This window comes from Sulfitobacter sp. G21635-S1 (assembly GCF_027213915.1).
GTDB lineage: Bacteria > Pseudomonadota > Alphaproteobacteria > Rhodobacterales > Rhodobacteraceae > Sulfitobacter.
In genome coordinates this window covers 216,727-243,532 of record NZ_JAPWGV010000002.1, presented here as the reverse complement: position 1 = coordinate 243,532, position 26,806 = coordinate 216,727, and the positions used below count along the sequence as shown (strand labels likewise).

Annotated in this window: 31 protein-coding genes; 21 read left to right on the top strand and 10 right to left on the bottom strand. The window is 63.1% G+C overall.

From position 1 onward, the window contains the following. Positions 1-33: 33 nt before the first annotated feature. The 6 genes from O4H53_RS03465 (at position 34) to O4H53_RS03440 (ending at position 5,708) form a co-directional block, all read left to right on the top strand. Positions 34-705, top strand: a complete 672-nt coding sequence (locus tag O4H53_RS03465; RefSeq protein WP_269361435.1) for a winged helix-turn-helix domain-containing protein — start codon at positions 34-36, stop codon at positions 703-705. Next, positions 702-2,048, top strand: a complete 1,347-nt coding sequence (locus O4H53_RS03460) for a sensor histidine kinase (RefSeq protein WP_269361433.1) — start codon at positions 702-704, stop codon at positions 2,046-2,048. Before O4H53_RS03465 ends, O4H53_RS03460 begins: the two co-directional genes overlap by 4 nt. 80 nt (positions 2,049-2,128) lie before the next feature. After that, a complete protein-coding gene (locus tag O4H53_RS03455) occupies positions 2,129-3,550 on the top strand; it encodes a cytochrome ubiquinol oxidase subunit I (RefSeq protein ID WP_269361431.1) in 1,422 nt (473 codons plus the stop codon). Between the two features lies 1 nt (position 3,551). After that, positions 3,552-4,559, top strand: a complete 1,008-nt coding sequence (cydB, locus tag O4H53_RS03450) for a cytochrome d ubiquinol oxidase subunit II (protein WP_269361430.1) — start codon at positions 3,552-3,554, stop codon at positions 4,557-4,559. Then, a complete protein-coding gene (locus O4H53_RS03445; protein WP_269361429.1) occupies positions 4,559-4,669 on the top strand; it encodes a DUF2474 family protein in 111 nt (36 codons plus the stop codon). Before cydB ends, O4H53_RS03445 begins: the two co-directional genes overlap by 1 nt. A gap of 67 nt (positions 4,670-4,736) precedes the next feature. Next, positions 4,737-5,708, top strand: a complete 972-nt coding sequence (locus O4H53_RS03440; RefSeq protein ID WP_269361427.1) for an NADPH:quinone oxidoreductase family protein — start codon at positions 4,737-4,739, stop codon at positions 5,706-5,708. Between the two features lie 180 nt (positions 5,709-5,888). Here the strand turns inward: O4H53_RS03440 and O4H53_RS03435 are convergent, their stop codons facing one another. Then, positions 5,889-6,869, bottom strand: coding sequence for a DMT family transporter (locus O4H53_RS03435; RefSeq protein ID WP_269361426.1), 981 nt, complete (start codon positions 6,867-6,869; stop codon positions 5,889-5,891). A gap of 102 nt (positions 6,870-6,971) precedes the next feature. On the opposite strand from O4H53_RS03435, the gene O4H53_RS03430 reads away from it, so the two are divergent. The 12 genes from O4H53_RS03430 (at position 6,972) to O4H53_RS03375 (ending at position 16,164) form a co-directional block, all read left to right on the top strand. After that, positions 6,972-7,487 carry a CoxG family protein gene (locus O4H53_RS03430; RefSeq protein ID WP_269361424.1) on the top strand — a complete coding sequence of 172 codons (516 nt, stop codon included), beginning with the start codon at positions 6,972-6,974 and terminating at the stop codon, positions 7,485-7,487. A 63-nt stretch (positions 7,488-7,550) separates the two neighbouring features. Continuing rightward, positions 7,551-8,480: an ABC transporter ATP-binding protein gene (locus tag O4H53_RS03425; protein ID WP_269361422.1), complete on the top strand. Its 930-nt coding sequence runs from the start codon at positions 7,551-7,553 to the stop codon at positions 8,478-8,480. Next, entirely contained in the window at positions 8,477-9,238 is a 762-nt protein-coding gene (locus O4H53_RS03420; protein WP_269361420.1) for an ABC transporter permease, read from the top strand. Before O4H53_RS03425 ends, O4H53_RS03420 begins: the two co-directional genes overlap by 4 nt. A 49-nt stretch (positions 9,239-9,287) precedes the next feature. Then, entirely contained in the window at positions 9,288-10,085 is a 798-nt protein-coding gene (locus O4H53_RS03415; protein WP_269361419.1) for a S49 family peptidase, read from the top strand. After that, entirely contained in the window at positions 10,085-10,249 is a 165-nt protein-coding gene (locus O4H53_RS03410) for a hypothetical protein (RefSeq protein WP_205388213.1), read from the top strand. Before O4H53_RS03415 ends, O4H53_RS03410 begins: the two co-directional genes overlap by 1 nt. Positions 10,250-10,251: 2 nt before the next feature. Then, a complete protein-coding gene (locus O4H53_RS03405) occupies positions 10,252-11,199 on the top strand; it encodes a calcium/sodium antiporter (RefSeq protein ID WP_269361604.1) in 948 nt (315 codons plus the stop codon). A 10-nt stretch (positions 11,200-11,209) separates the two neighbouring features. Further along, positions 11,210-11,989 (top strand): SDR family oxidoreductase, encoded by a 780-nt coding sequence (locus O4H53_RS03400; RefSeq protein WP_269361417.1) that lies wholly within the window; start codon positions 11,210-11,212, stop codon positions 11,987-11,989. 286 nt (positions 11,990-12,275) lie between these two features. Beyond that, a complete protein-coding gene (uvrC, locus tag O4H53_RS03395) occupies positions 12,276-14,141 on the top strand; it encodes an excinuclease ABC subunit UvrC (RefSeq protein ID WP_269361415.1) in 1,866 nt (621 codons plus the stop codon). Positions 14,142-14,282: 141 nt separating this feature from the next. Continuing rightward, positions 14,283-14,945: a CDP-diacylglycerol--glycerol-3-phosphate 3-phosphatidyltransferase gene (gene pgsA, locus O4H53_RS03390; protein WP_269361413.1), complete on the top strand. Its 663-nt coding sequence runs from the start codon at positions 14,283-14,285 to the stop codon at positions 14,943-14,945. Next, a complete protein-coding gene (moaD, locus tag O4H53_RS03385) occupies positions 14,942-15,187 on the top strand; it encodes a molybdopterin converting factor subunit 1 (protein ID WP_269361411.1) in 246 nt (81 codons plus the stop codon). Before pgsA ends, moaD begins: the two co-directional genes overlap by 4 nt. A gap of 3 nt (positions 15,188-15,190) precedes the next feature. Beyond that, the gene (locus tag O4H53_RS03380; protein ID WP_269361410.1) at positions 15,191-15,637 is read left to right on the top strand and encodes a molybdenum cofactor biosynthesis protein MoaE; all 447 of its coding nucleotides are present in this window, start codon (positions 15,191-15,193) and stop codon (positions 15,635-15,637) included. Positions 15,638-15,717: 80 nt separating this feature from the next. Continuing rightward, on the top strand, positions 15,718-16,164 hold the full coding sequence (locus tag O4H53_RS03375) for a universal stress protein (RefSeq protein WP_269361408.1): 447 nt from the start codon (positions 15,718-15,720) through the stop codon (positions 16,162-16,164). Between the two features lie 40 nt (positions 16,165-16,204). Here O4H53_RS03375 and O4H53_RS03370 read toward each other — a convergent pair whose 3' ends face one another. From O4H53_RS03370 to ubiA, 3 genes are all read right to left on the bottom strand, one after another. Next, positions 16,205-16,531, bottom strand: coding sequence for a hypothetical protein (locus O4H53_RS03370; protein ID WP_114275262.1), 327 nt, complete (start codon positions 16,529-16,531; stop codon positions 16,205-16,207). Further along, a complete protein-coding gene (locus O4H53_RS03365) occupies positions 16,518-18,425 on the bottom strand; it encodes an OmpA family protein (RefSeq protein WP_269361406.1) in 1,908 nt (635 codons plus the stop codon). Before O4H53_RS03365 ends, O4H53_RS03370 begins: the two co-directional genes overlap by 14 nt. A gap of 61 nt (positions 18,426-18,486) precedes the next feature. After that, positions 18,487-19,464 carry a 4-hydroxybenzoate octaprenyltransferase gene (ubiA, locus tag O4H53_RS03360; RefSeq protein WP_269361404.1) on the bottom strand — a complete coding sequence of 326 codons (978 nt, stop codon included), beginning with the start codon at positions 19,462-19,464 and terminating at the stop codon, positions 18,487-18,489. A gap of 11 nt (positions 19,465-19,475) precedes the next feature. Between ubiA and O4H53_RS03355 the strand changes: the two genes are divergently transcribed. The 3 genes from O4H53_RS03355 (at position 19,476) to O4H53_RS03345 (ending at position 22,206) form a co-directional block, all read left to right on the top strand. Beyond that, positions 19,476-20,198 carry a 16S rRNA (uracil(1498)-N(3))-methyltransferase gene (locus tag O4H53_RS03355; RefSeq protein ID WP_269361402.1) on the top strand — a complete coding sequence of 241 codons (723 nt, stop codon included), beginning with the start codon at positions 19,476-19,478 and terminating at the stop codon, positions 20,196-20,198. 48 nt (positions 20,199-20,246) lie between these two features. After that, positions 20,247-20,774, top strand: a complete 528-nt coding sequence (locus O4H53_RS03350) for a hypothetical protein (RefSeq protein WP_269361401.1) — start codon at positions 20,247-20,249, stop codon at positions 20,772-20,774. A 61-nt stretch (positions 20,775-20,835) separates the two neighbouring features. Further along, positions 20,836-22,206, top strand: a complete 1,371-nt coding sequence (locus tag O4H53_RS03345) for a glutamate--cysteine ligase (RefSeq protein ID WP_269361400.1) — start codon at positions 20,836-20,838, stop codon at positions 22,204-22,206. A 21-nt stretch (positions 22,207-22,227) separates the two neighbouring features. On the opposite strand, the gene O4H53_RS03340 is transcribed toward O4H53_RS03345, so the two are convergent. The 6 genes from O4H53_RS03340 to pyrC form a co-directional block, all read right to left on the bottom strand. Next, positions 22,228-23,124 carry a DUF805 domain-containing protein gene (locus O4H53_RS03340; RefSeq protein WP_269361398.1) on the bottom strand — a complete coding sequence of 299 codons (897 nt, stop codon included), beginning with the start codon at positions 23,122-23,124 and terminating at the stop codon, positions 22,228-22,230. A gap of 156 nt (positions 23,125-23,280) precedes the next feature. Further along, the gene (locus tag O4H53_RS03335; RefSeq protein WP_269361396.1) at positions 23,281-23,637 is read right to left on the bottom strand and encodes a hypothetical protein; all 357 of its coding nucleotides are present in this window, start codon (positions 23,635-23,637) and stop codon (positions 23,281-23,283) included. Positions 23,638-23,655: 18 nt separating this feature from the next. Continuing rightward, positions 23,656-24,096 carry a hypothetical protein gene (locus tag O4H53_RS03330; RefSeq protein ID WP_269361394.1) on the bottom strand — a complete coding sequence of 147 codons (441 nt, stop codon included), beginning with the start codon at positions 24,094-24,096 and terminating at the stop codon, positions 23,656-23,658. A gap of 33 nt (positions 24,097-24,129) precedes the next feature. Further along, positions 24,130-24,666, bottom strand: coding sequence for a GbsR/MarR family transcriptional regulator (locus tag O4H53_RS03325; protein WP_269361392.1), 537 nt, complete (start codon positions 24,664-24,666; stop codon positions 24,130-24,132). Positions 24,667-24,869: 203 nt separating this feature from the next. After that, positions 24,870-25,478: a glycerol-3-phosphate 1-O-acyltransferase PlsY gene (gene plsY / locus O4H53_RS03320; RefSeq protein WP_269361389.1), complete on the bottom strand. Its 609-nt coding sequence runs from the start codon at positions 25,476-25,478 to the stop codon at positions 24,870-24,872. Beyond that, positions 25,478-26,755, bottom strand: a complete 1,278-nt coding sequence (gene pyrC, locus O4H53_RS03315; RefSeq protein ID WP_269361387.1) for a dihydroorotase — start codon at positions 26,753-26,755, stop codon at positions 25,478-25,480. The genes plsY and pyrC overlap by 1 nt, the downstream gene beginning before the upstream one ends. Positions 26,756-26,806 lie beyond the last annotated feature (51 nt).

The following is a 26,806-nucleotide window of genomic DNA, read 5'->3' as shown; positions in this document are numbered from 1 at the left end:
CAGGAGACCTGCAGATCAGGAACAGAGGTCACGATGAAACTGCTCGTCATAGAAGACGACGCCACAACCGGGCGCTACATCGCCAAGGGATTGCGCGAGGAAGGTCATGTTGTCGATCTGGTCGCGGACGGGCGCGAAGGGCTGATTGCGGCGACGGCGGGGGGGCATGATGTGCTGATTCTTGACCGGATGCTGCCGCAGGTCGACGGGCTGACCCTGCTCAAGACGCTGCGCGGCGCCGGATCGAAGGTGCCGGTCTTGCTGCTGACGGCGATGGGCGATGTCGACGACCGGATCGAGGGGCTGCGCGCCGGGGCGGATGACTACCTGGCGAAACCCTTTGTCTTTGGCGAATTGTCGGCGCGGGTGGCGGCGCTGTCGCGCAGGCCCCAGGCGATGGAGACGGAGACGGTGCTGCGCGCGGGCGATCTGGAAATGAACCTGATCACCCGGACGGTCACGCGGGCGGGGCAGGTGCTTGACCTGTTGCCGCGCGAATTTGCCCTGCTGGAACATCTGTTGCGACGCAAGGGGCGGGTTCAGACCAGAACCATGTTGCTGGAAGCGGTCTGGGACATCGGCTTTGACCCCGGCACCAATGTGGTGGAAACCCACATCAGCCGGTTGCGCGCCAAGGTGGACCGGCCCTTTGACAAGGAAATCATCCAGACGGTGCGCGGGGCGGGATACCGGATTGCCGCATGACGGCACGGCTTGCGGAACTCTGGCGGTCGATGCCGCTGCGGCTGGCGCTGCTGCTGGTGGCGCTGTTCACCGCAGTCAGCCTGCTGAGCCTCGCGGCCAGCTACGGGTTTACCCAACGCTCGTTCGAACAGGCCATGCGTGCCGATCTGCGCCAGGACCTAGCGGGCTTTCGCGCCGCCCCCAATGCCCGCGCCGTGGCGGCGCTGGTAGAGGCCGAAAGCCGCGAGGCTGACCCCAACCGCATGGTGCTGAGCTATATCGCGCCCTCGGGCCGGATCTTTGGCAACGGGGCGATCGCGCGGGACGAGGCGGGTTTTCACATCATCTCGCTGGACCGGGACCGCGCGCAATATGATGGCGCCTATCTGTCGCTGACCGACCGGTTGCATGGCGGCATCATCACCATCGCCCGCAGCCGGGCAGAGATCGAGGCGCTGGGTGGGGTCTTCCTCAACATCCTGCTGATCAGCCTGCTGCCAACGGCGCTGATCGCGCTTTCGGGCGGGCTGGTGCTGGCACGTCGCTCCAAGCGGCATGTGGAGGTGGTGGGCCGCGCGCTGGACCGGATGACCGGCGGGGATCTGGGCGCGCGCGTGGTGGTCGGGCCGCGCTGGTCAGACGACCTTGCGCAGATCGGCGGCAAGCTCAATCAGATGGCCACTGCGCAGGAGGCGTCTGTCACCGCGCTGAAACAGGTGTCATCGGACATCGCCCATGACCTCAAGACGCCGTTGCAACGGGTTGCCCTGCAACTGGAGGATCTGGAGGGCAAGGTGCCCCCGGACAGCGAAGAGGCCGAACTGGTTGCCCGCACCCGTGCCGAAGTCGCGGATATGGGGCATGTGTTCCAGGCGCTGCTGCAATTGGCGCAGGTCGAGGCCGGATCGGCCCGGTCGCGCTTCGCACCCGTTGATCTGGCGCCGGTCTGCCAGACCCTGGTCGAGGTTTATGACCCCAGTGCCGGCGACAGCGGCCATCGCCTGACCCTGGAGATTGCCGCTGATGTCCCGAAGGTGCGGGGGGACAGGGCTTTGCTGGGGCAGATGGTCTCGAACCTGATCGAAAACGCACTGCGCCATACGCCTGCAGGCAGCCAGATCACGATTCGCCTGTCGCAGCACGCGGCGGGCCGGGTCTGGCTGCAGGTGGCCGATACCGGACCGGGCATTCCGGTCAAGGAACGTGACAAGGTGCTGGACCGGCTTTATCGTCTGGATCGCAGCCGCAACACGCCCGGAAACGGATTGGGCCTGAGCCTGGTGGCGGCCGTGGCGGCGCTGCATGGTGCGGAACTCGTGTTGGGTGACAATGAACCGGGTCTGAAAGTGGACCTGCGCTTCTGATACCCGCTGCGGCGAAATGTGTCGCTGTACAGGCTGCGAAAACAGCCTATGTCCGGGACAGAAGCAATGGAGGCCAGACCATGTTCGACGGATATTCCGCAGAGATCCTCGCGCGGGTGCAGTTTGCCTTCACGATCTCGTTTCACATCATCTTTCCGGCCTTCTCCATCGGGCTGGCCAGCTTCCTGGCGGTGCTGAACGCGCGCTGGCTCTGGACGCGGGACCGCACCTTCCTGATTCTGTTCAATTACTGGGTCAAGATTTTCGCCATTGCCTTTGGCATGGGGGTCGTGTCGGGCATCGTCATGTCCTACCAGTTCGGCACCAACTGGTCGGTGTTTTCGGACAAGGCCGGCCCGGTGATCGGCCCGTTGATGGCCTATGAGGTGCTGACCGCCTTTTTCCTTGAGGCGGGGTTCCTGGGGATCATGCTTTTTGGCCGCGAACGGGTGGGTGATGCGCTGCACATGATGGCAACGGGCATGGTGGCATTCGGCACGCTGATTTCGGCCACCTGGATCCTGTCGGTCAATTCCTGGATGCAGACGCCTGCGGGCTTCAGCATGAACGAGCTGGGGCAGTTCATTCCCGAGGATTGGTGGCAGATCGTATTCAACCCCTCGTTCCCCTATCGCCTGACGCACATGGTGCTGGCCGCCTTCCTGACAACCGCGCTGGTGGTGGGGGCGGTGGGGGCCCTGCACCTGCTGCGCGACCGCAGCGATGCGCCTGCCCGGCGGATGTTCTCCATGGCGATGTGGATGCTGGCGCTGGTGACCCCCCTGCAGATCCTGGCGGGCGATTCCCACGGGCTCAACACGCTGGAACACCAGCCGGTCAAGGTGATGGCGATGGAGGGGCACTTCGAGAGCCATCCCCACGGGGCGCCGCTGATCCTGTTCGGCATCCCCAATCAGGCGGAAAAGCGTGTCGATTACGCGGTGGAGATCCCCAAGCTCAGCTCTCTGATCCTCAAGCACGACCTGAACGCGCCGCTGGCCGGTCTTGATACCGTTCCGGACGAGGATGAACCGCCGGTGGCCATCGTCTTTTTCTCCTTCCGGGTGATGGTGGGTCTTGGCTTTGCCATGCTGGGTCTGGGATTGTGGGGGCTGATCGCGCGGGCGCGCGGGCGGCTTTTCGATGCGCCCTGGCTTTACCGCGCGTCGATGGCGATGGGGCCGATGGGGTTCGTCGCGGTGCTGGCGGGCTGGATCACGACCGAAGTGGGTCGCCAGCCCTTTACCGTCTACGGGCTGCTGCGGACCTCCGACAGCCTCTCGCCCGTCGCGGCCCCTGCGGTCGCGGCCTCGCTGATTGCCTTTATCATCGTCTATTTCTTCGTTTTCGGCGCAGGCACCTATTATATCCTGCGCCTGATGGGCAAGCCGATCAAACCCGTGAGCGATGCGCCGATCACGGACGAAGGTCCGACCCGCACCGCCGGGACGACCCCGTCTGTGCAGATGCAGGGCAATCACGACGACAAGGCGAGGACCTGAGATGCTGGGTTTTGAACTGTCATTCATCTGGGCGGGGATCATCGCCTTTGCGGTGCTGGTCTATGTCATCCTCGATGGTTTCGACCTGGGGGTGGGCCTGCTGTTTCCCCTGACCAAGGACGAGAAAGAGCGCAACGTGATGATGAATTCCGTCGCGCCGATCTGGGACGGCAATGAAACCTGGCTGGTGCTGGGCGGCGGCGGGCTGTTCGCGGTATTCCCGCTGGCCTATGCGGTGGTGATGCCCGCGCTTTACATGCCGATCATCCTGATGCTGCTGGGTCTGGTGTTTCGCGGCGTGGCCTTTGAGTACCGCTGGCGCACAAAGCGCTGGAAGGGGACCTGGGACATCGCGTTTTTCGGCGGATCGCTGACGGCGGCGCTGTGCCAGGGCATCGCGCTGGGCGCGCTGGTACAGGGGATCGAGGTCGAGAACCGCGCCTATGCGGGCGGCTGGTGGGACTGGCTGACGCCCTTCACCTTCCTGACCGGTGTCGCGGTGACGGTGGGCTACGCGATGCTCGGAGCCACATGGCTGAACCTCAAGCTGGAGGGGCGCATCCAGACCCATATGCGCAGGCTGGCCTGGCCGTTTGCCATTGCAACGGTGATTTTCATGGCGGCTGTCAGCCTCTGGACACCCTTCCTGCGCTATGTTTATTTCGAACGCTGGTTCACCTGGCCGTCGATGGGCTTCAGCTTTGTCGTGCCGGTGCTGGTGGGGCTTTGCATTCTGGGCCTGTTCCGGGGGTTGCAACAGCAGCGTGACCTGCAGCCGTTCCTCTGCGCACTCAGCCTTTTTGTTCTGGGGTTCATCGGCATCGGGATCAGTTTTTACCCCTATATGGTGCCCGGTGCCCTGACCATCGTGGATGCCGCGGCCCCCGACAGTTCACTGTGGTTCACGCTGGTCGGGACATTGGTGCTGGTGCCCATGATCCTTGCCTATACCGCCTATGCCTATTGGGTGTTCCGGGGCAAGATCGACCCGGAAGACGGATATCATTGATGCCGCTCTGGCTGCGTCGGCTGGGATGGTTCGTGCTGCTCTGGGTGCTGAGCATTTCGGCCCTGGGTCTTGTGGCCTATGGCATCCGCGCCGTGATTTTCGCAGGATAGCGTGATGCCCCTTGCCAAGGGCTGCGGGGACAGGCGACAAAGCGGGCCAATCGAAAAGGACCCCATGATGCGCGCGATGCAAGTGACCGCCTATGACGAACCCCTGAGCCTGCGGGAACTGGAACTGCCTGTGCCCGGACCGGGCGAGGTGCTGGTCAGGATCGACACCTGCGGGTTGAATTTCGGCGACACGCTGATGATCAAGGGCACCTACCAGGAAAAACCGCCGCTGCCATTTACCATCGGGATGGAACTGGCGGGCCGTGTCGTGGGGTTGGGTGACGGGGTGACCACGCTGGCAAAGGATCAGCGCATTGCGGCCTATACCGGCTTTGGCGGCCTGTCGGAATACGCGGTCCTGCCTGCGGAGGTCTGCGTCCCGATTCCTGATGAGATGGACGCGGTGGATGCGGCGGCCTTCCTGATCGCCTATGGCACCAGCCATGTCGCGCTGGACTACAAGGCAGGTTTGAAACCGGGGGAACGGCTGCTGGTGCTGGGGGCTTCGGGCGGGGTTGGCCTGACCGCGGTGGAACTGGGCAAGCTGATGGGCGCAGAGGTGATCGCCTGTGCGCGGGGCAAGGAGAAGCTTGAGATCTGCCGCAAGCTGGGTGCCGATCACCTGATCGATTCCGATACCGATGACATCCGCGCGGTGGTCAGGTCGCTGGGCGGGGCGGATGTGGTCTATGACCCGATCGGCGGCGATCAGTTCAAGGCGGCAATGCGCGCCTGCAACCCCGAGGCGCGGCTGCTGCCGCTGGGGTTCGCCAGTGGCGAGGTGCCGCAGATCCCGGCCAACATCCTGCTGGTCAAGAACCTGACGGTTCTGGGTTTTTACTGGGGCGGTTACGCGCGGATCAAACCCGGCGTGCTGACCGACAGTTTCCGCACCCTGATCGACTGGTATGTGGCAGGCAGGATCAAGCCGCATGTCAGCAACGTGCTGCCGCTGGAACAGGCGAACGAGGCACTGGACCTGCTGCGGACCCGCAAAGCCACGGGCAAGGTGGTGGTGCAGGTGTCTCAGCCGGAGTAGTCGTTTTCTTTGAAGAAAACGGTCCGGAATTTTTGAAAATTCCGTGTGCCACGGATCAAACGGTGTAGATCGATGCAGAGGACACAGCCTGTGCGGTCTCGCAGACGGCTCGCCACTTTCGCTACCTGACTTCGTTTTCTTTGAAGGAAACGGCTCGGAATTTTTGAAAATTCCGAACCCTCAGTACCGCCGGGTGGTCGGTCGGTTGACCCGCACACGGGTCTTTTGCCGCTCGCGCAGGAAGACGAACAATCCCGAACCGAGGATCAATGCGATGCCGATCCAGACTTCCCAGGCGGGCAGATCCCCGAAAATCATGAAGCCCCAGAACACCGCCAGCGGCAGGCCCATGTATTCAAAGGGCGCGACCGTGGCGGCATCGGCCATCCGGTAGGCGGCGCTCAGGCAATAGCCGATTACCGCCGCGTTCAACCCCATGCCAACAAAGATCCAGCCGTCCCCCGGCGCGGGCCAGACCCAGGCGCGCAGCAGGAACTGCATCGAGGCCGAGCTGCCCTCGCTCACAAAGCGTCCGTCGCCGGCCACCAGGAAGAACCCCAGCGAAACGACGATGAAAACCGACTGGATGTAGACCGAGAGGGCCGAGGCCTTGCTGCTTACCCCCAGCTTGCGGGTCATCAGCTGATTCAGCGCATAGGTCAGCGCCGCGAGCACCGGCAAAAGCAGCACCAGCCGGGAGGCACCCAGCGTTTCACTGCCGGCCCAGGGCCGTTGCATGATGACAACCCCGACAAATCCAACCATCACGGCACCGAGCCGCAGGAGCCCCACCTTTTCCCCCAGGATCGGGATCGACAGCAGCGTGATGAACAGGGGGGCCGCAAAGAATAATGCGGTGGCATCGGCCAGGGGGATCGCCCCAAGGGCGACGAAGAATGTCATGTTGGCAATCACCACCAGCGCCCCGCGCAGCAGGTGCAGACCCGGCCGGTCGGTCTTGAGGATGTGCCAGCCGCCCTCGATCTGGACCAGCACCAGGCTGAATACGATCCCGATGGCCGAGCGTACGAACACCAGTTCATGCAGCGGATAGCCCCCGGAAAGCCGCTTGATCAGCATGTCATTTACGGAAATCGCCAGGATCCCGGCCAGTACAAAGGCAATCGCTGGCCCGGCGCGATTTTGGGGAAGCACAGTCATGCAATTGACCTATCAGCCCTGCCGCGTCTGTCCAGTGCGTTTGGCGTTGGACAGTCCTGCCAACTTGGCTATCCTGCGCGCAAATAACCCGGAGGTTCCCCCATGCAGATGTCAGATACCCGTCAGATTGCGGCGCCCCCGTCAGAGGTTTACGCTGCCCTGCTGGATCCCCAGGTGCTCAAGGCCTGCGTGCCGGGCGCCACCGAGGTCACCGGCTCGGTCGAGGAGGGATACGAGGCGACCGTCGTGCAGAAGGTCGGGCCGGTAAAGGCCACCTTCAAGGGAGAGGTGACAATCACCGATCTGGTTGCGGACCAATCCATGAAGATTGACGGCGCGGGCAAGGGCGGTGCTGCGGGTTTTGCCAAGGGCGGTGCCGACGTGCGGCTGGCGGCAAAGGATGGCGGCACCGAGCTGAGCTATGACGTGGAGGCCAAGGTGGGCGGCAAGCTCGCGCAGCTGGGCAGCCGGATCATCGACGGGTTTGCCAAGAAGATGGCGGATCAGTTCTTCGACAACCTTCAGGCGGCCCTGGAGGGACCGGCGGAAGACGCAGGCGGGGACGACGCCGAAGAGGCCCCCAGGAAAAAAGGCTGGTTCGGTCGGTCAAAAGACTGAACTGAACTGTTTACTTTAACGTCCCGCCAATTAAGTTCGCGCGGGATGAAGGGGGCCTGAGCCATGGCAAATATCGTTGAAATCACAGACCTGCGCAAATCCTACAAGGATGGGTTCCAGGCGCTCAAGGGCGTGAACCTGGGGATTGAAGAGGGTGAAATCCTTGCCCTTCTCGGCCCGAACGGCGCGGGCAAGACCACATTGATCTCCACGGTCTGTGGGATCACCATGCCGACCAGCGGCAAGGTCACTGTCGGCGGGCACGACATCCTGCATGATTATCGCGCCGCGCGGTCGATGATCGGGCTGGTGCCGCAGGAAATCAACCTGGAACCTTTTGAACGGGTCATCAACACCGTGCGGTTCTCACGCGGCCTGTTTGGCAAGCCGTCCGACGATGCGGCCATCGAGAAGGTGCTGCGGCAATTGTCGCTTTGGGACAAGAAGGACAACCAGATCAGGGAATTGTCGGGCGGTATGAAGCGCCGTGTCCTGATCGCCAAGGCTTTGGCCCATGACCCCCGCGTCCTGTTTCTTGACGAACCCACGGCAGGCGTCGACGTGGAATTGCGCAAGGACATGTGGCAGATCGTCGACAAGCTGAAGGAAGATGGCGTGACCATCATCCTGACCACCCATTATATCGAAGAGGCGGAGGCGATTGCCGACCGCGTCGGTGTGATCGCCCATGGCGAGCTGCTGCTGGTCGAGGAAAAGTCCAAGCTGATGACCCGCATGGGTCAGAAGGAACTTGAGGTGCAATTGACCGAGACCCTGACCGAGGTTCCCAGGAACCTGCAGTCCGACGATCTGGCCTTGTCCAGTGACGGGCACGCCTTGATCTATACCTATGATACCAACGCCGAACGCACAGGCATCACCAAGCTGCTGGCGGATGTTGCCGCCGAGGGGCTGGTGCTGCGCGATGTCGTGACCCGGCAATCCAGCCTGGAAGATATCTTTGTCAATCTGGTCAAGGAGGACGCGGCATGAACTGGACGGCTGTCCGCTCCATCTATATTTTCGAGATGTTCCGGTTCTTCCGGACCGTCGCGCAGAGTTTGCTTGCGCCTGTCATCTCCACTTCGCTTTACTTCGTCGTTTTCGGCGCGGCCATCGGCAGCCGGATCGAACAGGTCGAGGGGGTCGGCTATGGGGCGTTCATCGTGCCGGGGCTGATTATGCTGACGGTCATAACCCAATCCATCGCCAATGCCTCTTTCGGGATCTATTTCCCCAAGTTCATCGGCACGTTCTTTGAGCTTCTGTCCGCGCCGATCAGCTTTCTCGAAATCGTCATGGGCTATGTGGGGGCCGCTGCGACCAAGTCGCTGATCATCGGGTTCATCATCCTGATCACGGCATACTTCTTTGTCGATTTCAGCATCGCCCATCCGCTGGCCATGGTGGCGTTCTTGCTGCTGACCACGATCAGTTTCGCGCTCTTCGGATTTATCCTGGGCATCTGGGCGGGCAATTTCGAACAATTGCAGATCGTACCGCTGCTGATCGTCACGCCGCTGGTGTTCCTGGGCGGGTCTTTCTACTCCATTTCGATGCTGCCGCCGTTCTGGCAGGCAGTGTCGATGTTCAACCCGGTGGTTTACCTGATCTCGGGGTTCCGCTGGGCGTTCTTTGACACCGCGGATGTGCCGATCCTGACCAGCCTTCTGGCCATCGGGCTGTTTACCGGCGTCTGTCTCGGCATCATATGGTGGATTTTCCGCACCGGCTGGCGCATTCGCCAATAAAGCTTCGCCTCGCCTTGTTTGACCGGCGTCGGCGTTCTACATGGGGGGCATGAACAACTGGCTGCCTTTCCTGAAGTCCAACCCGACCGTTGCTGTGATCCGCCTGTCGGGGATGATCAGCACCTCAGGGCGTGGCGTGCTGAACGACGCGACCCTGGGGCCGGTGATCGAAAAGGCGTTCAGCAAGGGCAAACCGGTCGCCATCGCGCTTGAGGTGAACTCGCCCGGTGGCAGCCCCGTCCAGTCTTCGCTGATCGGTGCGCGCATCCGCCGGCTGGCAGAGGAAAAGAAGATTCCCGTCATCGCCTTTGTCGAGGATGTCGCCGCCTCCGGCGGCTACTGGCTGGCCGTGGCCGCAGATGAGATCTATGCCGATCCGTCGTCGGTGCTGGGGTCCATCGGTGTGATCTCCGCCTCCTTCGGGGTGCATGAGCTGATCGACAAATACGGTGTGGAACGGCGCGTCTATACCGCTGGCAAATCCAAGAGCATGCTGGACCCGTTCCGCCCCGAAAACCCGGAAGACGTGGCCCGGCTGAAGGTGCTGCTGGAAGACATCCACGAGAATTTCAAGGACCATGTGAACAGCCGTCGGGCGGGCAAGCTGCCCGAGGATCAGGACCTGTTCACCGGAGAGATCTGGCTGGCGAAACGCGCCGCCGAACTGGGTCTGATCGACGGTATCGGCCACCTGCGCCCGATGATGAAAGACCGATTTGGCGACAAGGTCAAATTCCGCCGCTATGGCGCGCGCAAGGGATTGCTGTCGCGGTTCGGGGCGCAGATCGTCGATGATGCAGTGCAGGGCATCGAAGAACGCGCGGCCTTTGCGCGGTTTGGGCTCTGATGGTATTCAAGATCGTTCTTCTTTTCCTTGTGTTCATGGGGATGCTTGCCTGGTTCGGCAAGATGCACTGGCTCGGCGGCAAACGCTTCAGCCAGACCAAATGCAGCGCCTGCGGCCGGTATCGTATCGGCAAGGGCCGCTGTAGCTGCGGGGGGCAGGGCTGATGCTGATGCCGTGGCTGCTGTCTCTTCTGGGGCTGGTGATCCTGCTGCTGGCCGGCGATGCGCTGGTGAAGGGCGCGGTAAATCTGTCGCTGCGGCTGGGCGTGCCCGCGCTGATCGTCAGCCTGACCATCGTGGCCTTTGGCACATCCGCCCCGGAGCTGCTGATTTCGATCAAGGCCGTGATCGACAATGCACCGGGCATTGCCCTGGGCAATGTGGTGGGATCGAACACCGCCAATATCCTGCTGGTGCTGGGCATACCGGCCTTGCTGGCAACCATGCACACCTCTGAATGCCACACGCGCAAGACATATAATTTCATGATCGCCGCCTCGGTGCTGTTCATCGCGCTGGCGTTCCGGGGTGTCTTTGACTGGATTGCCGGGCTGGTCCTGCTGGGCGGGCTGGCCTATGTGCTGGCCGATCAGTTCGGCGAGGCCTGCAACCACCGCAACGCCTGCAAAGGCGATGATGCCGAGGAACCCGAAGGGGCCGACCCCGACATGCCGCGCTGGCAGATTGCGGTTTTCCTGGTGCTGGGCCTGATCGGCCTGCCGCTGGGCGCAAGCCTGCTGGTGGATAATGCCACCATCATCGCAACCGCCTATGGGGTCAGCGATACGGTGATCGGTTTGACCCTGGTGGCGGTCGGCACCTCGCTGCCGGAACTGGCCACGACAGTCATGGCCGCCCTGCGCCGCCAGGCGGATGTGGCGCTGGGCAATGTGATCGGATCGAACATGTTCAACCTGCTGGCGATCATCGGCATCGCCAGCCTCGTCGGTCCCATCGACGTCGACCCCGCCTTCCTGAGGCTCGACCTTTGGGTCATGCTGGGCGCATCGCTGTTGCTGATCCCCTTTGTCTATCTGGGCCGCGACATCACGCGCATTTGGGGGATTGCCTTGTCCGCTCTATATGCCCTGTATCTTGTGGTCGTGTTGAGCTGAGGAGAACGTGATGAAACGGGCGTTGGTGACCGGTGCGGGAAAGCGGCTGGGCCGCGCAATGGCGCTGTACCTGGCGGCGCGGGGCCATGATGTGGCCGTGCATTACGCCAGTTCCGCCGAAGGCGCGGAAGAAGTCGTGCGCGAGATCGAGGCGATGGGCCGCAAGGCCTCGGCGCTGCAGGCCGATCTGCTGGAGGACGCCGCGACGGAAAGCCTGCTGCCCCGCGCGGCCGCGGCACTGGGCGGGCCGATCACCTGTCTGGTCAACAATGCCTCGATCTTTGAATACGACACGCTGAAATCCGCAACGCGCAGCAGCTGGGACCGGCATATGGGCAGCAATCTGCGCGCGCCCTTCCTGCTGACACAGGCCATGGCCGCGCAGGGGCTGACCCCGGATCGGGACGCGAACGGAGAGCCGCTTGCGACCGGTCTGATCGTCAACATGATCGACCAGCGGGTGCGCAAGCTGACGCCTGAGTTCATGACCTATACGCTGGCAAAGATGGGGTTGTGGGCCATGACCCATACCACCGCGCAGGCGCTGGCCCCGGTCATCCGGGTCAATGGCATCGGCCCCGGACCAACCCTGAAAGGCGCCCGGCAGAGCGATGCGCATTTCGCCCAGCAACGCGCCAGCGCATTGCTGGAGCGCGGGGCCAATCCCGATGACATCACTGCCGCCCTTGGCTATTTTCTGGATGCGCCGGGGGTCACGGGACAGTTGCTGTGCGTCGATGGCGGGCAGCATCTGGTCTGGCAGACACGCGACATCATCGGTGTCGAGTAAGACCCCGGGCGAAAGTTCTGCACGGCGCTGCGGAGGTGTTACAAAACCGTTGCAAAAGTCGTTAAGATTCAATGAATTGGCAAGGGTTAATAAACTTAACGTGGAAAATCAAGAGGTTGCATATCTGCCTAAATATTGTGCGTTTCGGTGAAGCGGGCCGGATTCAAAGAAAAATTCCACCTGCGTCAGAGTTATCTGCAGAGTTATCCACATATTTGGTGGACAGGTTAATCCTTGTCATGACCAGCCGCCTGTTGCAGGCCAACCGGAGAATCAGAACGGGACGATGACGGAAGAAACGATCAAACCGCAGCTGGGTCACGAGGTCATCCAGGGCTATCTCAAGACCATCGACACCTCGCCGGGTGTCTACCGGATGCTGGATGCGGAAAGCCGGGTGCTTTATGTGGGCAAGGCGCGGAATCTGCGCGCGCGGGTCAGCAGTTATGCGCGCCCCACCGGGCATTCGCCACGCATCGCACGGATGATCTCCAACACCGCCTCGATGATGTTCCTGACCACCAGGACCGAGACCGAGGCGCTGCTGCTGGAACAGAACCTGATCAAGCAGCTCAAGCCCAAGTTCAACGTGCTGCTGCGCGACGACAAGAGCTTTCCAAACATCCTCGTCACCACGGATCAGGACTTTCCCCAGATCAAGAAGCACCGGGGCGCCAAGAAGGAGAAGGGCGCCTACTACGGTCCCTTCGCCAGTGCGGGGGCGGTGAACCGGACCCTGAACCAGTTGCAGCGGGTGTTTCTGCTGCGCGATTGTTCGGATGCCATGTTCGACAGCCGCACGCGGCCCTGCCTGCAACACCAGATCAAACGCTGCAGCGCCCCCTGCGTCGGCAAGATCAGCAGCGATGAATACCGCCAGTCCGTGCGGGATGCGGAAAGATTCCTCTCGGGCAGGACGACGGATATTCAGGCCCGGCTGGCGGGCGAGATGGCGCAGGCCTCCGAAGCGATGGAATTTGAACGTGCCGCCGCCCTGCGCGACCGGATCAAGGCGCTGACGCAGGTGCAGACGGCCCAGGGCATCAACCCCAAGGGCGTGGCCGAGGCGGACATCATTGCGCTGCACATGGACAGCGGGCAGGCCTGCGTGCAGGTGTTCTTCATCCGCGCGAACCAGAACTGGGGGAACCGCGATTACTACCCGCGCGTCGGTGCAGACGTGGATGCTGCCGAGGTGCTGGAGGCCTTTATCGGTCAGTTCTATGACACCCGTGAGCCGCCGCGCCAGTTGATCCTGAGCAACGAGATCGAAAACCCCGATCTGATGGCGGATGCGCTGTCGGGCAAGCTGGGCCGCAAGGTGGAACTGCTGGTGCCTCAGCGTGGCGAAAAGGCCGAGCTGGTGGATGGCGCCCTGCGCAACGCCCGCGAGAGCCTGGCCCGCAAGATGGCGGAGACGGCGACACAGGGCAAATTGCTGAGCGGTCTGGCCGAGGCATTCGACCTGCCGGGACCGCCGCAGCGGATCGAGGTCTATGACAACTCGCATATCCAGGGGGCCCATGCGGTGGGTGCCATGATCGTGGCCGGACCCGACGGGATGATGAAGAATCAGTACCGCAAGTTCAACATCCGCGGTGATGAGCTGACCCCCGGCGACGATTTCGGCATGATGAAAGAGGTGTTGACGCGCCGTTTCAAGCGCCTGATCAAGGAAGATCCGGAACGCAGGGAAGGCCAGTGGCCGGAGCTGTTGCTGATTGACGGCGGGGCCGGGCAGGTCTCTGCCGTGGCGTCGATCATGCGCGAATATGGGGTCGAGGATATTCCGATGGTCGGTGTTGCCAAGGGCGTGGACCGGGACGCCGGCAAGGAGGAGTTCCACCGCGTTGGCAAACGCCCGATGGCGCTGCGCCATAACGATCCGGTACTGTATTTCGTCCAGCGCCTGCGCGACGAGGCACATCGTTTTGCCATCGGGACGCACCGCGCGAAACGTGCCAAGGCGGTCGGGGCCACGCCGCTGGACGATGTGCCGGGCGTGGGCGCGGCCCGCAAACGTGCATTGTTGGCGCATTTCGGATCCGCCAAGGCGGTGGGGCGCGCGAACCTGAGCGATCTCAAGGCGGTTGAGGGCGTATCCGGCGCATTGGCCGAGACGATATATGCTTATTTTCATGACCGGGGCTGACCCGGAGGAGCGGCTGCGCCGCGCAGGATCCTGTTTTCTGATGGGGGACGCTGTCCCCCAAACCCCCTGGGAATATTTTTGGCCAAAAAGAGAGGGGGGTTGGTGCTTTCGCGCCTTTGCGGGGCGGGTTAGGGTGCGGTCATGAAATGGAATCTGCCCAATGTTCTGACGCTTTTGCGTCTGGTCGCAGCACCTGGTGTTGCGGTGATGTTCCTGTATTTCGATCGTCTTTATGCGGACGGGCTGGCGATGCTGTTGTTCGTGGTCGCGGCGGTGACGGATTGGTTCGACGGCTATCTGGCGCGTGCCTGGAAACAGGAGACCAAGCTGGGGACCATGCTGGACCCGATTGCCGACAAGGCCATGGTGGTGATTGCGCTGATGGTCATTGTGGGCTTTTCAAGCTGGTCACCCTGGCTGGTGTTGCCCACCACGGTGATTCTGTTCCGGGAGGTCTTTGTCTCCGGGCTGCGGGAATACCTTGGCGATGTGTCCGGCACGCTGAAGGTGACCAAACTGGCCAAGTGGAAGACAACGGCGCAGATGATTGCCATCGCTGTGCTGTTCAGCCAGGGCGTGTTCGAGCATTATTTCGGCCTTTCCGGTGGCGGGATGGATGTGGCGTCGGGGGAAACGCTGGGCGTGGCGCTGGAGCACGATCTGATCGGTCACGACCTCGACCTGGAAGTCTGGGCGGGGCGCGTCGGGCTGACATTGTTGTGGATCGCGGCGGCGCTGACGGCAATCACCGGGGTGGACTACCTGAAAAAGGCGATGCCGCATCTGAAGGAGGGCAACTCGTGAACGTCTTGTATTTTGCCTGGGTGCGGGAGCGGATCGGCGTGCCGCGCGAAGAGGTCGAGACCGGGGCCAGGACCGTGAATGACCTGGTTGTCGAGTTGCGCGCGCGCGAGGAACGTTATGCTGCGGCCTTTGAGGATCTGTCGGCGCTGCGTGTGGCGGTGGATCAGACCCTGGTGGATTTTGACACGCCATTGGATGGCGCCCGTGAAGTGGCGTTCTTCCCCCCGATGACGGGGGGGTAGGCGATGCGCATTTCCGTTCAGGAAGCGGCCTTTGATCTGGGGCAGGAAGCTGCGGATTTTGCCGCGGGCCGCGCTGACATGGGGGCCATTGTCACCTTTACCGGCGTCGTGCGGGACCTGCCCGGTGATCCGCTGGACGTGATGGAGATCGAACATTACCCCGGCATGACAGAGGCGGCGCTGACCGATATGGCGCAGCAGGCGGTGACGCGGTTCTCTCTTGGCGATGTGCTGGTGATCCACCGGTTCGGAGCGCTGAAACCCGGCGAGATGATCATGATGGTCGCGACCGCGGCTCCGCACCGCAAGGATGCCTTTGCCGCGGCGGAGTTCCTGATGGATTACCTCAAGTCCCGCGCCCCGTTCTGGAAGCGCGAAGTGACGGCGCAGGGCGGCGATTGGGTCGCGGCAAAGGACGAGGACGAGGCGGCGCTGGACCGCTGGTCCTGACAAGCGGCTGTTTGACCCACATCAAGGTTCCCTGCACACTCCGCTGATAGGATCAGGCGGAAAGCACAGGAGGATGAAAGATGATCACGTCCATAGTTGTTGGTTTTGACGGGTCCGAGGCTGCCGAGCGCGCCCTGAAGATGGGTTGCGAACTAGCGCTTAAGTTCGGGGCCAGGCTGGAGGTATGCCATACGCCTCTGGAAGAGACGGTGACCTTTGCCGCCGAGGCGATTTCAGGGTTCTATGTCGGCCCCACGGCGGCCCATGACGAGATGCTGCGCGAAGCGGCCGTGAAAATGGCGGAACGCGCCAAAGGGATTGCGGCAGAAGCGGGGATGCCGGATGTGGAGGTTCACATCGGGCATGGTCTTCCGGCGGCAAATGTTCTGGCGCGCGCCAGGGAGGCGAAGGCCGATCTGATTGTCACCGGGCGCAGGGGGCTGGGTGCCGTCAAGGGGCTGTTTCTGGGTTCGACCTCTCAGGAGATCAGCAAGAGCGCGCAATGTGCTGTCATGACCGTGGCCTGAGACGGCCCCGGCCGCGCCCCTGTCCGCTTTGCAGGACCGGTCAGCTGGCCTGCTGCCGGTCGATATAGGCGCGCATTTCCTCGGCCTCGTGGCGGGCGTCGCGCAGGCCATCCATCGCTGCGCGCAGTTCCGCTTCCGTCTGGGCCAGTTGATTGGTCAGCTCCGCCTCGCGCTGTTGCAGGTAGGTGATCGCCTGGTCGCGGGTTTCTTCGGCCTCGTGCAATTCCTGGCTCATCTTGTCGAGCTGGGCCACATCACCTGCCGCGACACGGGTGAACCTGTGCAGCAGCCAGTTTGCAAACCATCCCAGACAGAAAGCCACGAACAGGATGATCGCGGTGGCGAGGACGAATTCAGTTCTGCTCATCAGTGGGGCCTTCTTCGACTTGATCCGCCTCTGTATCGCTTGATTGGGCAACGGATTCCAGCGTTGTTTGCCCCGGAAGCTCCACTGTTTTCGGGCGGATCAGGCGAAACTCGATGCGTCGGTTGGCTTCGCGGCCCACTTCGGTCTTGTTGTCGGCGACCGGATTCTCCTCGCCATAGCCCTTGGCGGTGAAAGACCCGGTCAACACGCGGCGCGCGCGCAATTCGTTCAGGACGGATTCGGCGCGCGATTGCGACAGTGCAAGGTTCATGCTCTCGCGGCCCTGGCTGTCGGTATAGCCCTGAATCTCAAGCGGCAGGTCGCCGCAGCGTTTCAGGATTTCCGCGATGTCGTCCATGGTGCCCAGGGCGCTGGCGTCGATGGTGGCGCTGCCCGGTTCGAAATTGATCTTGGCGACTTTCACCACTTCGCCGATTTCGGCCTCGCATTCGTCTGGCGTGGGCAGGCCCAGCACCGGGTCCAGCTTTTCCTGGTAGATGACATCAATGTCATAGTCGGCCCCTTCCCCCAGTTTGTCGGACAGCAGGGAGGCAATTGCGGTGTTGGCATCGGGATTGCCGGTGTTGCCGGTGACCGAGACGGTATCGGGGGTGACGGTGACAGCGCCGTTGGACAGGCTGGCGAGCGCCTCCAGCCCGGTCAGCACGCGGGGGCCCCAGCTGTCGGGCAGGTCTTCGTCGATCCGCGCGGCCATATAGACCTTGTCGGAGCCAAAGCGTGCCTTGGCATAGCTGTCGGCCAGTTCGCGCAGCGGCGCATTGCTGACACGGCCGCGCAATTGCACCTGACCTTCGGGGCTGAGCGTGGCGGTGAATTCCGGCGGGCCTGCATTGGGATCTTCGAGCTTGGGACGTTTTGCACTCAGGGCAAAGACCTCGGGCAGGGAGGTTTCCAGCTCGCCCACGACGCGGTCGAACAGTGACTGGTCGACGCCGGGCTGGGCGACCAGGGTCATATCGGCATCGGCCAGGGTGACCGAACCGCCTTCGAGGCGTTTGACGGCGTCGATGCCCTGCATCACCGCTTCCGCCCAGGCCGGGCTTGGAACCCCCAGACCGACCGTGCAGCGGCTGTTCGCAGGGGCGCCGGCGCGTTCGCCTGCCGCCAGGATGCGGTTGCGCGCGGCATCCGTATCGGCGGAACAGGCGTCGAATCTTGCGCCATCCTCATCCAGTTCGAAGCGCATGGTAAAGGGGGTGATCACCGGGCGGGGGGCCGCGATGTCGAGCACCAGCTTCAGCGATGGCGGTGCTGCGCGTTTGAGCTTGGTTTCCATTGCGGCCTTGGCTTCGGGACTGTCGGCAATTGCCGTGATGGAGACGCGCCCGGCTTCGATGGAGGCCTTGGCACGGGGCAATTGGGCAATGGCGGTGATGGCAAACCCCAATGCCTCTTCCCAGCCGGGCGGGGCGGGATAATCCGCCTGTTCAAGCAGATCGGCGACTTCCTTGCTGCCGGACATCTTGGTGAAACGGGCAATCGCGGCCTCGCGGTCGGTTGAAGAGGGAATCAGACCGATGATGGACACGCCACTGTCGTTGCGCAGGACCTCGGCGGAAAAACGCGGCGGGGCGATGGCGGCCTGAGCCTCGACTTCCATGTCGTCGATGACGCGGGCGGCATCCACGATGGAGCCTGCCGTGGTCAGTGCCCGGAACCTGACGGCCTCGGTCGGTGCGATGCCTGCAAGCGTGACCTGCAGCCCGTCGGCCTGTACCTCGGCCCATGTCATGCCCTGATCGTCCAGCGCGTCCCGCACACCGATTTCCGATGTTTCCTCGATCAGTTTGACAGAGAAATTCGCCGCCACGAGGGAAACCACGGCGGCGGCTACAAAGGTAAGGGTGATGGTCAGGACAGCAGACAGGCGCATGGCTTTTCTTCTTGATCGTGAACGCTGCCGTCTTGATACGCGCCGGGGGCGGGGGGTGCAATCATGCCAGCAGGGCTGCTGCGAAGAACAACAGCGGGATCATGCCTGTATCGCGGTTGGCGCGAAACAATTGCAGCATTTTCGAGGGGTTGTTCAGGTCGAGCCCGCGCAATTGCCATGCCATGTGCCAGCCCATGGCCCAGGGGCCGCCCAGGGCCAGCACCAGCGCCAATACGGAGGCGTCTGGAAGGGCAGAGAACACCACGGCCAGCCCCATCAGGCCAACGGTCACCACCAGGAAACGGCGCAGCCACTGCGGGCTCTTGTCGCCAAAGAGGCGGGCGGTGGATTTGACGCCGATCAGCGCATCGTCCTCGGTATCCTGATGGGCATAGATCGTGTCGTAGAACAGCGTCCATGCGATTCCCGCGACGTAAAGCAGCACGGCGGGTGATTCCAGCCTGCCGGTATGTGCGGTCCAGACCAGCAGCGCACCCCAGTTGAAGGCCAGCCCGAGAAAGACCTGCGGCCACCAGGTAAAGCGCTTGGCAAAGGGATAGACCGTGACCAGCAGCAGTGACAGCACCCCCAGACCGACGGCGGCCCAGTTGAAGGTGAACAGGATGCAGGCCGCCAGCAGCGCCTGAAGCACCATCCAGGCCAGGGCCTGGCGCACCGAGACCTGTCCCGACGGGATCGGGCGGGACCGGGTGCGCGCCACCTTGTCATCGATGTCGCGGTCGGTGATGTCGTTCCAGGTACAGCCCGCGCCGCGCATCAGGAAGGCGCCGATGCCGCAGCCGGCAAAAAGCCAGAGGTCTTCCCAGCGGGGGCTCTGGTCATGCAGGATGGCCAGGGCCAGCCCCCACCAGCAGGGCAGCAGCAGCAGCCAGGTCCCGATGGGCCGGTCCGCGCGGGACAGGCGCAGGTAGGGGCGCAGGGCTTCGGGCGCGTGGCGATCCACCCAATTGTCGGGCGGCGCATCGGCGACGGTGCCTTTTGCGTCCTGGCGATCTGGCGCGGCGGGCTGGTCTTGCATATATGAACCTCATGAGTGCGAAGATCAGGCTTTATGTAGATCACCCCCTGGGGGCGGGGCAATCGGTTCCTTTGGACCGGGGGCAGGCGCATTACCTCTTTGGGGTGATGCGGCAACCTGTCGGCGCGCAGGTGGCGCTGTTCAACGGGCGCGACGGTGAATGGCTGGCAGAGGTTGCCCGCGCTGGCAAACGTGACGGCGAGTTGATCTGCGTCGCGCAGAGCAGGCCCTTGCAGATGCCGCCGGACCTCTGGCTGTGCTTTGCCCCGATCAAGAAGGCCCGCACGGATTTCATCGTGGAAAAGGCCGCCGAAATGGGGGCGGCGCGGATCGTGCCGGTGATGACGGAATTCACCAACGCGGGCCGGGTGCAGACCGACCGTCTGCAGGCCCATGCGGTGGAGGCGGCGGAGCAATGCGGTGGCACCTATGTGCCGGAGGTGGCCGAAGCGGTGCGTTTTGACCGGTTGCTGGACGGATGGGACAGCACCCGCCACCTGATGTTCTGCGACGAGGCGCTGGCCGCCGGGGGCGGCTCTGCGCTGCCAGAGGCGCGGGGGCCCTGGGCCATCCTGATCGGGCCGGAGGGCGGGTTTTCGGAGAAGGAGCGGGAACGGCTGGCGCGGCTGGAGGCGGCAGTGGCGGTGCGTCTGGGGCCGCGCATTCTGCGGGCGGATACGGCGGCGGTTGCGGCGATGACGCATTGGCAGCAGGCTTTGGGCGATTGGGGCTGAGGTCTGTGGTGTGTATTTTGGGAACAATGAAATGAAAGTGGATCCCGGATGACGTTTCTCCGGCCTGAGGCGGCAGAAAGTCTGTGGCGCTGGCGCGAGGTGATCGCGGGGGCCGTGCTGGGGCTGACCGGGTTATGGCTGGTGGCGGTGCCGGGTTTTCTGCTGGCGGTCGTGGGCTATCCGCTGATCGCGGCGGGTGCCGGGCTGGCCTGGATCGGGGTGCAGCGGTTGCGGTTCCGGGCGGGTCGGGACGGGCCGGGGGCGGTTCAGGTCGATGAGGGCGAGGTCACATATTTCGGCCCGCTGACCGGGGGCACCGTGGCCCTGCGGGAGATGCAGAGCCTGACGCTGGAACGCAACATGTATCCGGCGCATTGGCGGCTTGAACAGCCCGGGCAGTCCGCTTTGCTGATTCCGGTGAACGCGGCGGGGTCAGAGGCGCTGTTTGATGCCTTTGCAACCCTGCCTGGGATCAGGACCGAGAGGATGCTGGGTGAGCTGCGGGCAGGCGGCGTGCAATCGGTGGTGATCTGGCAGCGGCAGGTGCAGCGACCGCCAGTGCGCGTGCTGCATTGACACGCCCTTTCTGATCGCCCATCCCTGACCATTCAGAGATATCATTGCGGAGCCCTCACCCATGTCCATTCCACAGTCCGGCGGCGGCCCCATCGAGCGTCACGAACAACTGGCCGAATACCTGGCGGAGGGCTGCAAGCCCCGGGACCAGTGGCGGATCGGAACCGAGCATGAGAAGTTCGGCTATTGCAAGGATACCCATAAACCCCTGCCTTACGAGGGCGAACGCTCGATCCGGGTCATGCTGGAGGGGCTGCGCGACCGCCACAACTGGACCCCGGTCGAAGAGGGCGGCAAGCTGATCGGGCTGGAAAAGGATGGCGCCAATGTCTCGCTTGAACCCGGGGGGCAGCTTGAACTGTCCGGCGCACCCGTCGAGACCATTCACGAGACCTGCGACGAGGTGAACAGCCACCTGCGCGAGGTCAAGGATGTTGCCGACGAGATCGGCGTCGGGTTTATCGGGTTGGGCGCGGCACCGGACTGGACCCATGAGCAGATGGATCTGATGCCCAAGGGGCGTTACAAGCTGATGAACGACTACATGGGCCGCGTCGGCACCATGGGCCGGATCATGATGCGGCGGACCTGCACGGTTCAGGTCAACCTCGACTTCGGGTCGGAGGCCGACATGGTCAAGAAGATGCGCGTGGCCCTTGCCTTGCAGCCCGTGGCCACCGCGTTGTTCGCCAATTCCCCGTTCTTTGAAGGCAAGGTGAACGGCTACAAGAGCCTGCGCAGCCGGGTGTGGCGCGACCTGGATGCCTCGCGCACCGGCACGCTGCCCTTTGTCTTTGAGGAAGGGTTCGGGTTTGAACGCTGGGTGGACTATGCGCTGGATGTGCCGATGTACTTTGTCTACCGCGACGGCAAGTATATCGACGCGCTGGGCATGTCGTTCCGCGATTTCATGGCGGGCAAACTGCCCGCGCTGCCCGGCGAGACGCCGACGCTCAGCGACTGGGCCGATCACCTGACCACCGCCTTCCCCGAGGCGCGGATGAAGAAGTTCATCGAGATGCGCGGCGCGGATGGCGGGCCCTGGCGGCGGCTCTGCGCGCTGCCGGCCTTCTGGGTGGGGCTGATGTATGACCAGTCGGCGCTGGACGGCGCCTGGGATCTGGTCAAGCACTGGACACCGGCACAGCATGACGGGCTGCGCGTGTCGGCCAGCATCGAAGGGTTGCAGGGCAAGGTGCAGGGCATTTCCCTGCATGAGGTCGCCCGTGAGGCCCTGGCCCTGTCTGAGGCCGGGTTGAAAGCCCGCGCACGTGCCGGCGCCGGCGGGCTGGTTCCCGACGAGACACATTTTCTGAACGCGCTGAAGGAAAGCGTCGAGACCGGCAAGGTGCCTGCGGATGAGCTGCTGGAGGCCTATCACGGCCCCTGGGGCGGTGACCTGAGCCGGATCTACGACGAATTCAGCTACTGAGCCTTTCCCGGCGCGCGTGCCTTAGCCCTGGCCCAGCACGCGGGTACGGTAGAGGTCTTTCAACTCCTGCTTTTGCCTGACCTTCAGGGCGGCTTCCTGCTCGGGGCTGCGTTCGAACAGGCAGGCATAGCTTTGCAGCGGATCACGCCGTTTGATCCCGGAGGCAGAGGATCCACCCGTCTTGCGCATCGGCGCGGGGTCCAGCATGCCGCCAAACCCGTCCTCTTCGTATTTGGTGGGGGCCAGCATGAACATCAGGTGCAACAGGGCCGAGACGACGGGTGTGCAGACCATCAGCATCGTGACCAGGATCGCCGGAATGCCAATACCGGGGTCCGATTTCACCGACTGGGCCAGATCTCCGACACCTTGTGCAAGCTGTGGTTTCGGCATGCCGCCCGTCATGTCACTGAGCGTTGCCCAGATCACATCCCATCCCAGGCTATTTGCGGCAATTGCAGCGGCAAAAATGCCGTCCCAGGCGCTTTCTGCCGATCCCATGACGAGGGCAGCCAATACGGCCAGGCCAAGCACGGCTTCATTGCCGGCGACGCTGGATGTCAGCAAGGCAGAGCCGATGCCCAATGCCAGAGTGATGCTGGAGAATATCGCGATGAAGGGCAGCTTGGCCCATTTGCCGCTTTTGCCGCTGTCATGCAGGCGGCGCACGGTCAGGGAGAGGCGCGGGACGATGGTCAGCACGAAGACCAAAATGGAATCGTAGTAAAGCGGGTTCAGCGGCGGGACCTGCCGCGCCAGCAGGCTGGACCAGAATTCGGCGGCATCCCCCGGCAGCAGGGCAAGGATCACGATCCAGATCAGCGGCATCACGCACCAGTATTCGAGCGGTGAGGCACGGCCCGAAAAATTGAATGCGCGGAAAAAGAAGTTCTCGAAGTACTGGAAAAATGCTCGCACGGTGCAATCCGATGAATGTTGTTCAGGGACCGAAACTGCCGGGCGATCGGGGCAGGATTTTGACGGTGGTGTGATCTAATCGGGCGCGCCGTCTATTCGCAGGGTGCGGGACCGGCGCGGTTGCACGCCGGTCCCCTGGTTCATGTGGTCGTGCCGTCAGGCCGGTTCCGGCTGTTGCCGGGGATTGTCCCGGGCAGGGGTGGCCAGCACGGCGCGCAGGGTGCCGACGGCATGGGTGAAGCCTAGGCCAAGGCAGAGGCTTGCCAGACCCAGTGCCAGCAGGAAACTGATCACCGGGCCGCTGACCGCAAGCGGCAGCAGTGCGCCGATCAGGATCACACCGCCCGTGCCGATGGCGGCAAAGCCGGTGGCGATGGTGACTGCCGCTGCGCGGGCTGCGGCACCGGTCTGCGGGCAGGTGCCGATCATCGCGCCGATGCGCAGGATCATGATGCACAGGGCGGCAAGCGCGCCGAAGGCCAGAAGAAGGTAGATAAGGGCAAGCAGGATCATTTGTCTCTCCTATCGAGGTCAGTTGGGAATGGGATGGGTGAAGAAATCGCGGCAGAGCCTGCGATAGAGCCAGCCGAATGTGGCGGTCCAGAGGGCAGCAAAGACCAGGGCGAACAGGGCCATTGTCAGCAGGGAAGGGATTTGCCCCTCCTGGGAGGTGAGGCACAGATAGAGTGTTGCGCCCAGTGTCAGGATTCCCACCACTTTCATCGCAAGAACGGCCAGCTCAAAGATGTCGTGGACCTCTCTTTGCAGACGCCACAGCAAAACCGGGGTCCCGACAGCAAGGTAAAGCGGCCCGCCGATGATCAGCGCGAAGACCGGGACCACCAGCCAGAAGCTGATTGCGGTTACCAGTACCGGGCCGCCGATGAGGGCAAGAATGAACGCCACGGGATCAATGATATGGCGCGGACCGGCGGTGCGGGCGGAGGCGAAGTTTCCAGTAATTTCTGTCATGAGAGAAATCCTCGGGTAAATGGAAGGCGCTTGTCAGCCCCTGTCCTTGGACTTTGGCAGGAAGCGCGCGATGCGGCCCCCCAGTTTGATCACCGACAATTGCACCGACCGGGGCAGGCGCGACACATCGCGATACCAGTCGTCGAACATCTGCATGGTGGTCAGCGTCTCGTTGATGCGCGCTTTCACGGCGGGCGGTGTTGCGTCCTGTTCGGCCTCGGCCTGAACCTCGCGCAGGGCGGCGAGGGTCGGGGCATATTCACGTTCCCGCCTGCTTTCGATCACCTGGTTGACCAGATCGAACATGTCGCGGATCGAGGTGAAGTGATCGCGCCGATCCCCCAGCTTGCGCTGCGATTTGACCAGGCCGAGCGATTGCAACTCTTTCAGCCCGTTCGACACGTTTGACCGGGCGAGGTTCAGCAGCTCGCAGATCTCATCCGCGCTCAGGGCTTCCGGCGCGATGTGCAGCAGCGCATGGATCTGCGCCACGGAGCGGTTGGTGCCCCATTTCGCGCCCATGTCCCCCCAGTGGAGGATAAAGTTCTGCATGGCCGGTGTGAGGTGCATCTTCATATTCCGTACGTTAATTTCTGTAATGACAGAAATATCAGGAATGTCGGGAATGGCAAGAGAATTTGTCCGGTGGCGCTGTGGCGCGATGTCACAGGGTCGGGTCACCTGTCGTGAAAGCACACAGGATATTGAGGTAAACTCAATAGATTCAATGCTTTGTGATCTTTGGTGCAGGCCCGGATCATCGGGTGGCAGTGTTACGCTGTCTTGCCGATTTTCGGCTCCGTGCCGGCACGGATGCGTTTGATATTGGCCCGGTGACGCCAAAAGATCAGCAGGGTCAGGACCACGCCCAGAACCAGAGCGTTACCCGCGCCGAGAATCACCATCAGGAAGGTCGAGGCGGAAGCGGCGGCCAGCGCCCCCATCGAGGATATGCGGCTGGTCAGCGCCCCGATCAGCCAGGCAATGCAGCAGCCGATACCAACCGGCCATGCCAGTGCCAGCACGATTCCAAGGAAGGTCGCGACACCCTTGCCGCCGTTGAAGCGCAGCCAGACGGGATAGCAATGGCCCAGCATCGCCATCAGCCCGGCCAGCTGTGCCGCATCCTCGCCCGCCATCGCACGGGCCAGCAGGACCGCAACCGCGCCCTTGGCCCCGTCCAGCACCAGGGTCAGCGCGGCGGCCTTCTTGTTGCCGGTGCGCAGGACGTTGGTGGCACCGATGTTGCCGGAGCCGATGTCGCGCAGGTTGCCCAGCCCCATCGCGCGGGTCAGCAGCAGGCCAAAGGGGATCGAGCCCAGAAGATAGCCAATGAGACCCCAAAGGATCAGAACGGCGGCGGAACTTTCAATCAGGGGCATCAGGGGGCCTCGAATACGCAATTGCCAGCAACATAGGTTTTCAGGACCTTACCCTGCATCCGCATTCCGTCAAACGGGGTGTTGCGCGATTTGGAACGCAATGTGGCACGGTCCAGCTTGAACGGTGCGTCGGCGTCGAACAGCACCAGATCGGCAGGGGCCCCCGCGCTCAGCCGTCCGCCGGGCAGGTTCAGACGCTTCGCGGGGTTCAGCGACAGCGCGCGCCAGAGCGTCGGCAGGTCCATCACCTCTGCATGGACCAGCCGCAGCGCGGCGGGCAGCAGGGTTTCCAGCCCGACGGCACCGGAGGCGGCTTCCTCGAAGGGCAGGCGCTTGGATTCCTCGTCTTGCGGCGTGTGCATGGAGCAGATGATGTCGATCAGGCCGGAAGCGACAGCATGGGCAACCGCCAGCCTGTCATCCTCGTCCCGCAGCGGCGGCTTGAGCTTGAAGAAGGTGCGATAATCCGCCACGTCGAGCGCGTTGAGCGTCAGGTGATGCACACCCACCCCGGCGGTAATGTCCAGCCCGTTGCGCTTGGCCCGTTCCAGCGCGGGCAGGGCGCGGGCGGTGGTGATCTGGTCGGCGTGGTATTTCGCCCCGGTCATCTCGATCAGCGCAATGTCGCGGTCCAACCCCATGCGTTCGGCCATCGGCGACACGGCGGGCAGGCCGCGCAGGGAGGCGAACTTTCCGCTGGTCGCGGCTGCCCCGGCACTCAGGATCGGTTCCTGCGGATGGGCGATGACCAGCGCGCCAAGGCTGCGGGCATAGGTCAGGGCGCGCGAAAACACCTTGGTATCCGTGACCACATGGTCGCAATCGGTAAAGGCCGCAGCACCTGCGTCCATCAGGAAACCGATCTCGGTCATCTCCTGGCCCGCGCGCCCCTTGGTCAGGGCCGCCATCGGGATCACGTTGACCGGTGCCGCCTCATTGGCGCGCCGGGTGACGAATTCCAGCACTTCGGGGCTATCGATGGCCGGGGTCGTATCGGGGCGGGTGATCATCGTGGTCACACCGCCCGCGGCCGCCGCCAACCCGGCAGAGCGATAGCTTTCCTTGTGGCGTTCACCGGGTTCGCAGACCTTTACGCCAAGGTCCACAATGCCGGGGGCGAGGTATTTGCCCCGACAATCAATGATCTGCGCGTCACCGGGCGGTTCATCATTGGCGGCGATCCGTTCGATCCGGCCATTGCGGACGGTCAGCGCCCCTTTGGTGAGTGTCCCCGCTTCGGGGTCGATCAGCTGCGCGTTGATGAAGTGCAACGTCATGGCGGGCCTTCGTGTTTGGGTCCGGCGTGTCTTGCCCTAAAACGCGGGCTG

What these genes read in the sequence shown, in the direction of transcription:
- O4H53_RS03460 (WP_269361433.1), top strand. Translation starts at nt 702, where the DNA reads ATGACGGCACGGCTTGCGGAACTCTGGCGGTCGATGCCGCTGCGGCTG.
- O4H53_RS03335 (WP_269361396.1), bottom strand. Translation starts at nt 23,637, where the DNA reads ATGATCCTGCTTGCCCTTATCTACCTTCTTCTGGCCTTCGGCGCGCTT.
- O4H53_RS03350 (WP_269361401.1), top strand. Translation starts at nt 20,247, where the DNA reads ATGACGTTTCTCCGGCCTGAGGCGGCAGAAAGTCTGTGGCGCTGGCGC.
- O4H53_RS03370 (WP_114275262.1), bottom strand. Translation starts at nt 16,531, where the DNA reads ATGAGCAGAACTGAATTCGTCCTCGCCACCGCGATCATCCTGTTCGTG.
- O4H53_RS03415 (WP_269361419.1), top strand. Translation starts at nt 9,288, where the DNA reads ATGAACAACTGGCTGCCTTTCCTGAAGTCCAACCCGACCGTTGCTGTG.
- O4H53_RS03420 (WP_269361420.1), top strand. Translation starts at nt 8,477, where the DNA reads ATGAACTGGACGGCTGTCCGCTCCATCTATATTTTCGAGATGTTCCGG.
- O4H53_RS03445 (WP_269361429.1), top strand. Translation starts at nt 4,559, where the DNA reads ATGCCGCTCTGGCTGCGTCGGCTGGGATGGTTCGTGCTGCTCTGGGTG.
- ubiA (WP_269361404.1), bottom strand. Translation starts at nt 19,464, where the DNA reads ATGCAAGACCAGCCCGCCGCGCCAGATCGCCAGGACGCAAAAGGCACC.
- O4H53_RS03375 (WP_269361408.1), top strand. Translation starts at nt 15,718, where the DNA reads ATGATCACGTCCATAGTTGTTGGTTTTGACGGGTCCGAGGCTGCCGAG.
- O4H53_RS03345 (WP_269361400.1), top strand. Translation starts at nt 20,836, where the DNA reads ATGTCCATTCCACAGTCCGGCGGCGGCCCCATCGAGCGTCACGAACAA.
- O4H53_RS03355 (WP_269361402.1), top strand. Translation starts at nt 19,476, where the DNA reads ATGAGTGCGAAGATCAGGCTTTATGTAGATCACCCCCTGGGGGCGGGG.
- O4H53_RS03430 (WP_269361424.1), top strand. Translation starts at nt 6,972, where the DNA reads ATGCAGATGTCAGATACCCGTCAGATTGCGGCGCCCCCGTCAGAGGTT.
- cydB (WP_269361430.1), top strand. Translation starts at nt 3,552, where the DNA reads ATGCTGGGTTTTGAACTGTCATTCATCTGGGCGGGGATCATCGCCTTT.
- O4H53_RS03410 (WP_205388213.1), top strand. Translation starts at nt 10,085, where the DNA reads ATGGTATTCAAGATCGTTCTTCTTTTCCTTGTGTTCATGGGGATGCTT.
- O4H53_RS03465 (WP_269361435.1), top strand. Translation starts at nt 34, where the DNA reads ATGAAACTGCTCGTCATAGAAGACGACGCCACAACCGGGCGCTACATC.
- O4H53_RS03325 (WP_269361392.1), bottom strand. Translation starts at nt 24,666, where the DNA reads ATGCACCTCACACCGGCCATGCAGAACTTTATCCTCCACTGGGGGGAC.
- O4H53_RS03455 (WP_269361431.1), top strand. Translation starts at nt 2,129, where the DNA reads ATGTTCGACGGATATTCCGCAGAGATCCTCGCGCGGGTGCAGTTTGCC.
- plsY (WP_269361389.1), bottom strand. Translation starts at nt 25,478, where the DNA reads ATGCCCCTGATTGAAAGTTCCGCCGCCGTTCTGATCCTTTGGGGTCTC.
- O4H53_RS03330 (WP_269361394.1), bottom strand. Translation starts at nt 24,096, where the DNA reads ATGACAGAAATTACTGGAAACTTCGCCTCCGCCCGCACCGCCGGTCCG.
- pyrC (WP_269361387.1), bottom strand. Translation starts at nt 26,755, where the DNA reads ATGACGTTGCACTTCATCAACGCGCAGCTGATCGACCCCGAAGCGGGG.
- O4H53_RS03365 (WP_269361406.1), bottom strand. Translation starts at nt 18,425, where the DNA reads ATGCGCCTGTCTGCTGTCCTGACCATCACCCTTACCTTTGTAGCCGCC.
- uvrC (WP_269361415.1), top strand. Translation starts at nt 12,276, where the DNA reads ATGACGGAAGAAACGATCAAACCGCAGCTGGGTCACGAGGTCATCCAG.
- O4H53_RS03400 (WP_269361417.1), top strand. Translation starts at nt 11,210, where the DNA reads ATGAAACGGGCGTTGGTGACCGGTGCGGGAAAGCGGCTGGGCCGCGCA.
- pgsA (WP_269361413.1), top strand. Translation starts at nt 14,283, where the DNA reads ATGAAATGGAATCTGCCCAATGTTCTGACGCTTTTGCGTCTGGTCGCA.
- O4H53_RS03440 (WP_269361427.1), top strand. Translation starts at nt 4,737, where the DNA reads ATGCGCGCGATGCAAGTGACCGCCTATGACGAACCCCTGAGCCTGCGG.
- O4H53_RS03435 (WP_269361426.1), bottom strand. Translation starts at nt 6,869, where the DNA reads ATGACTGTGCTTCCCCAAAATCGCGCCGGGCCAGCGATTGCCTTTGTA.
- O4H53_RS03380 (WP_269361410.1), top strand. Translation starts at nt 15,191, where the DNA reads ATGCGCATTTCCGTTCAGGAAGCGGCCTTTGATCTGGGGCAGGAAGCT.
- O4H53_RS03425 (WP_269361422.1), top strand. Translation starts at nt 7,551, where the DNA reads ATGGCAAATATCGTTGAAATCACAGACCTGCGCAAATCCTACAAGGAT.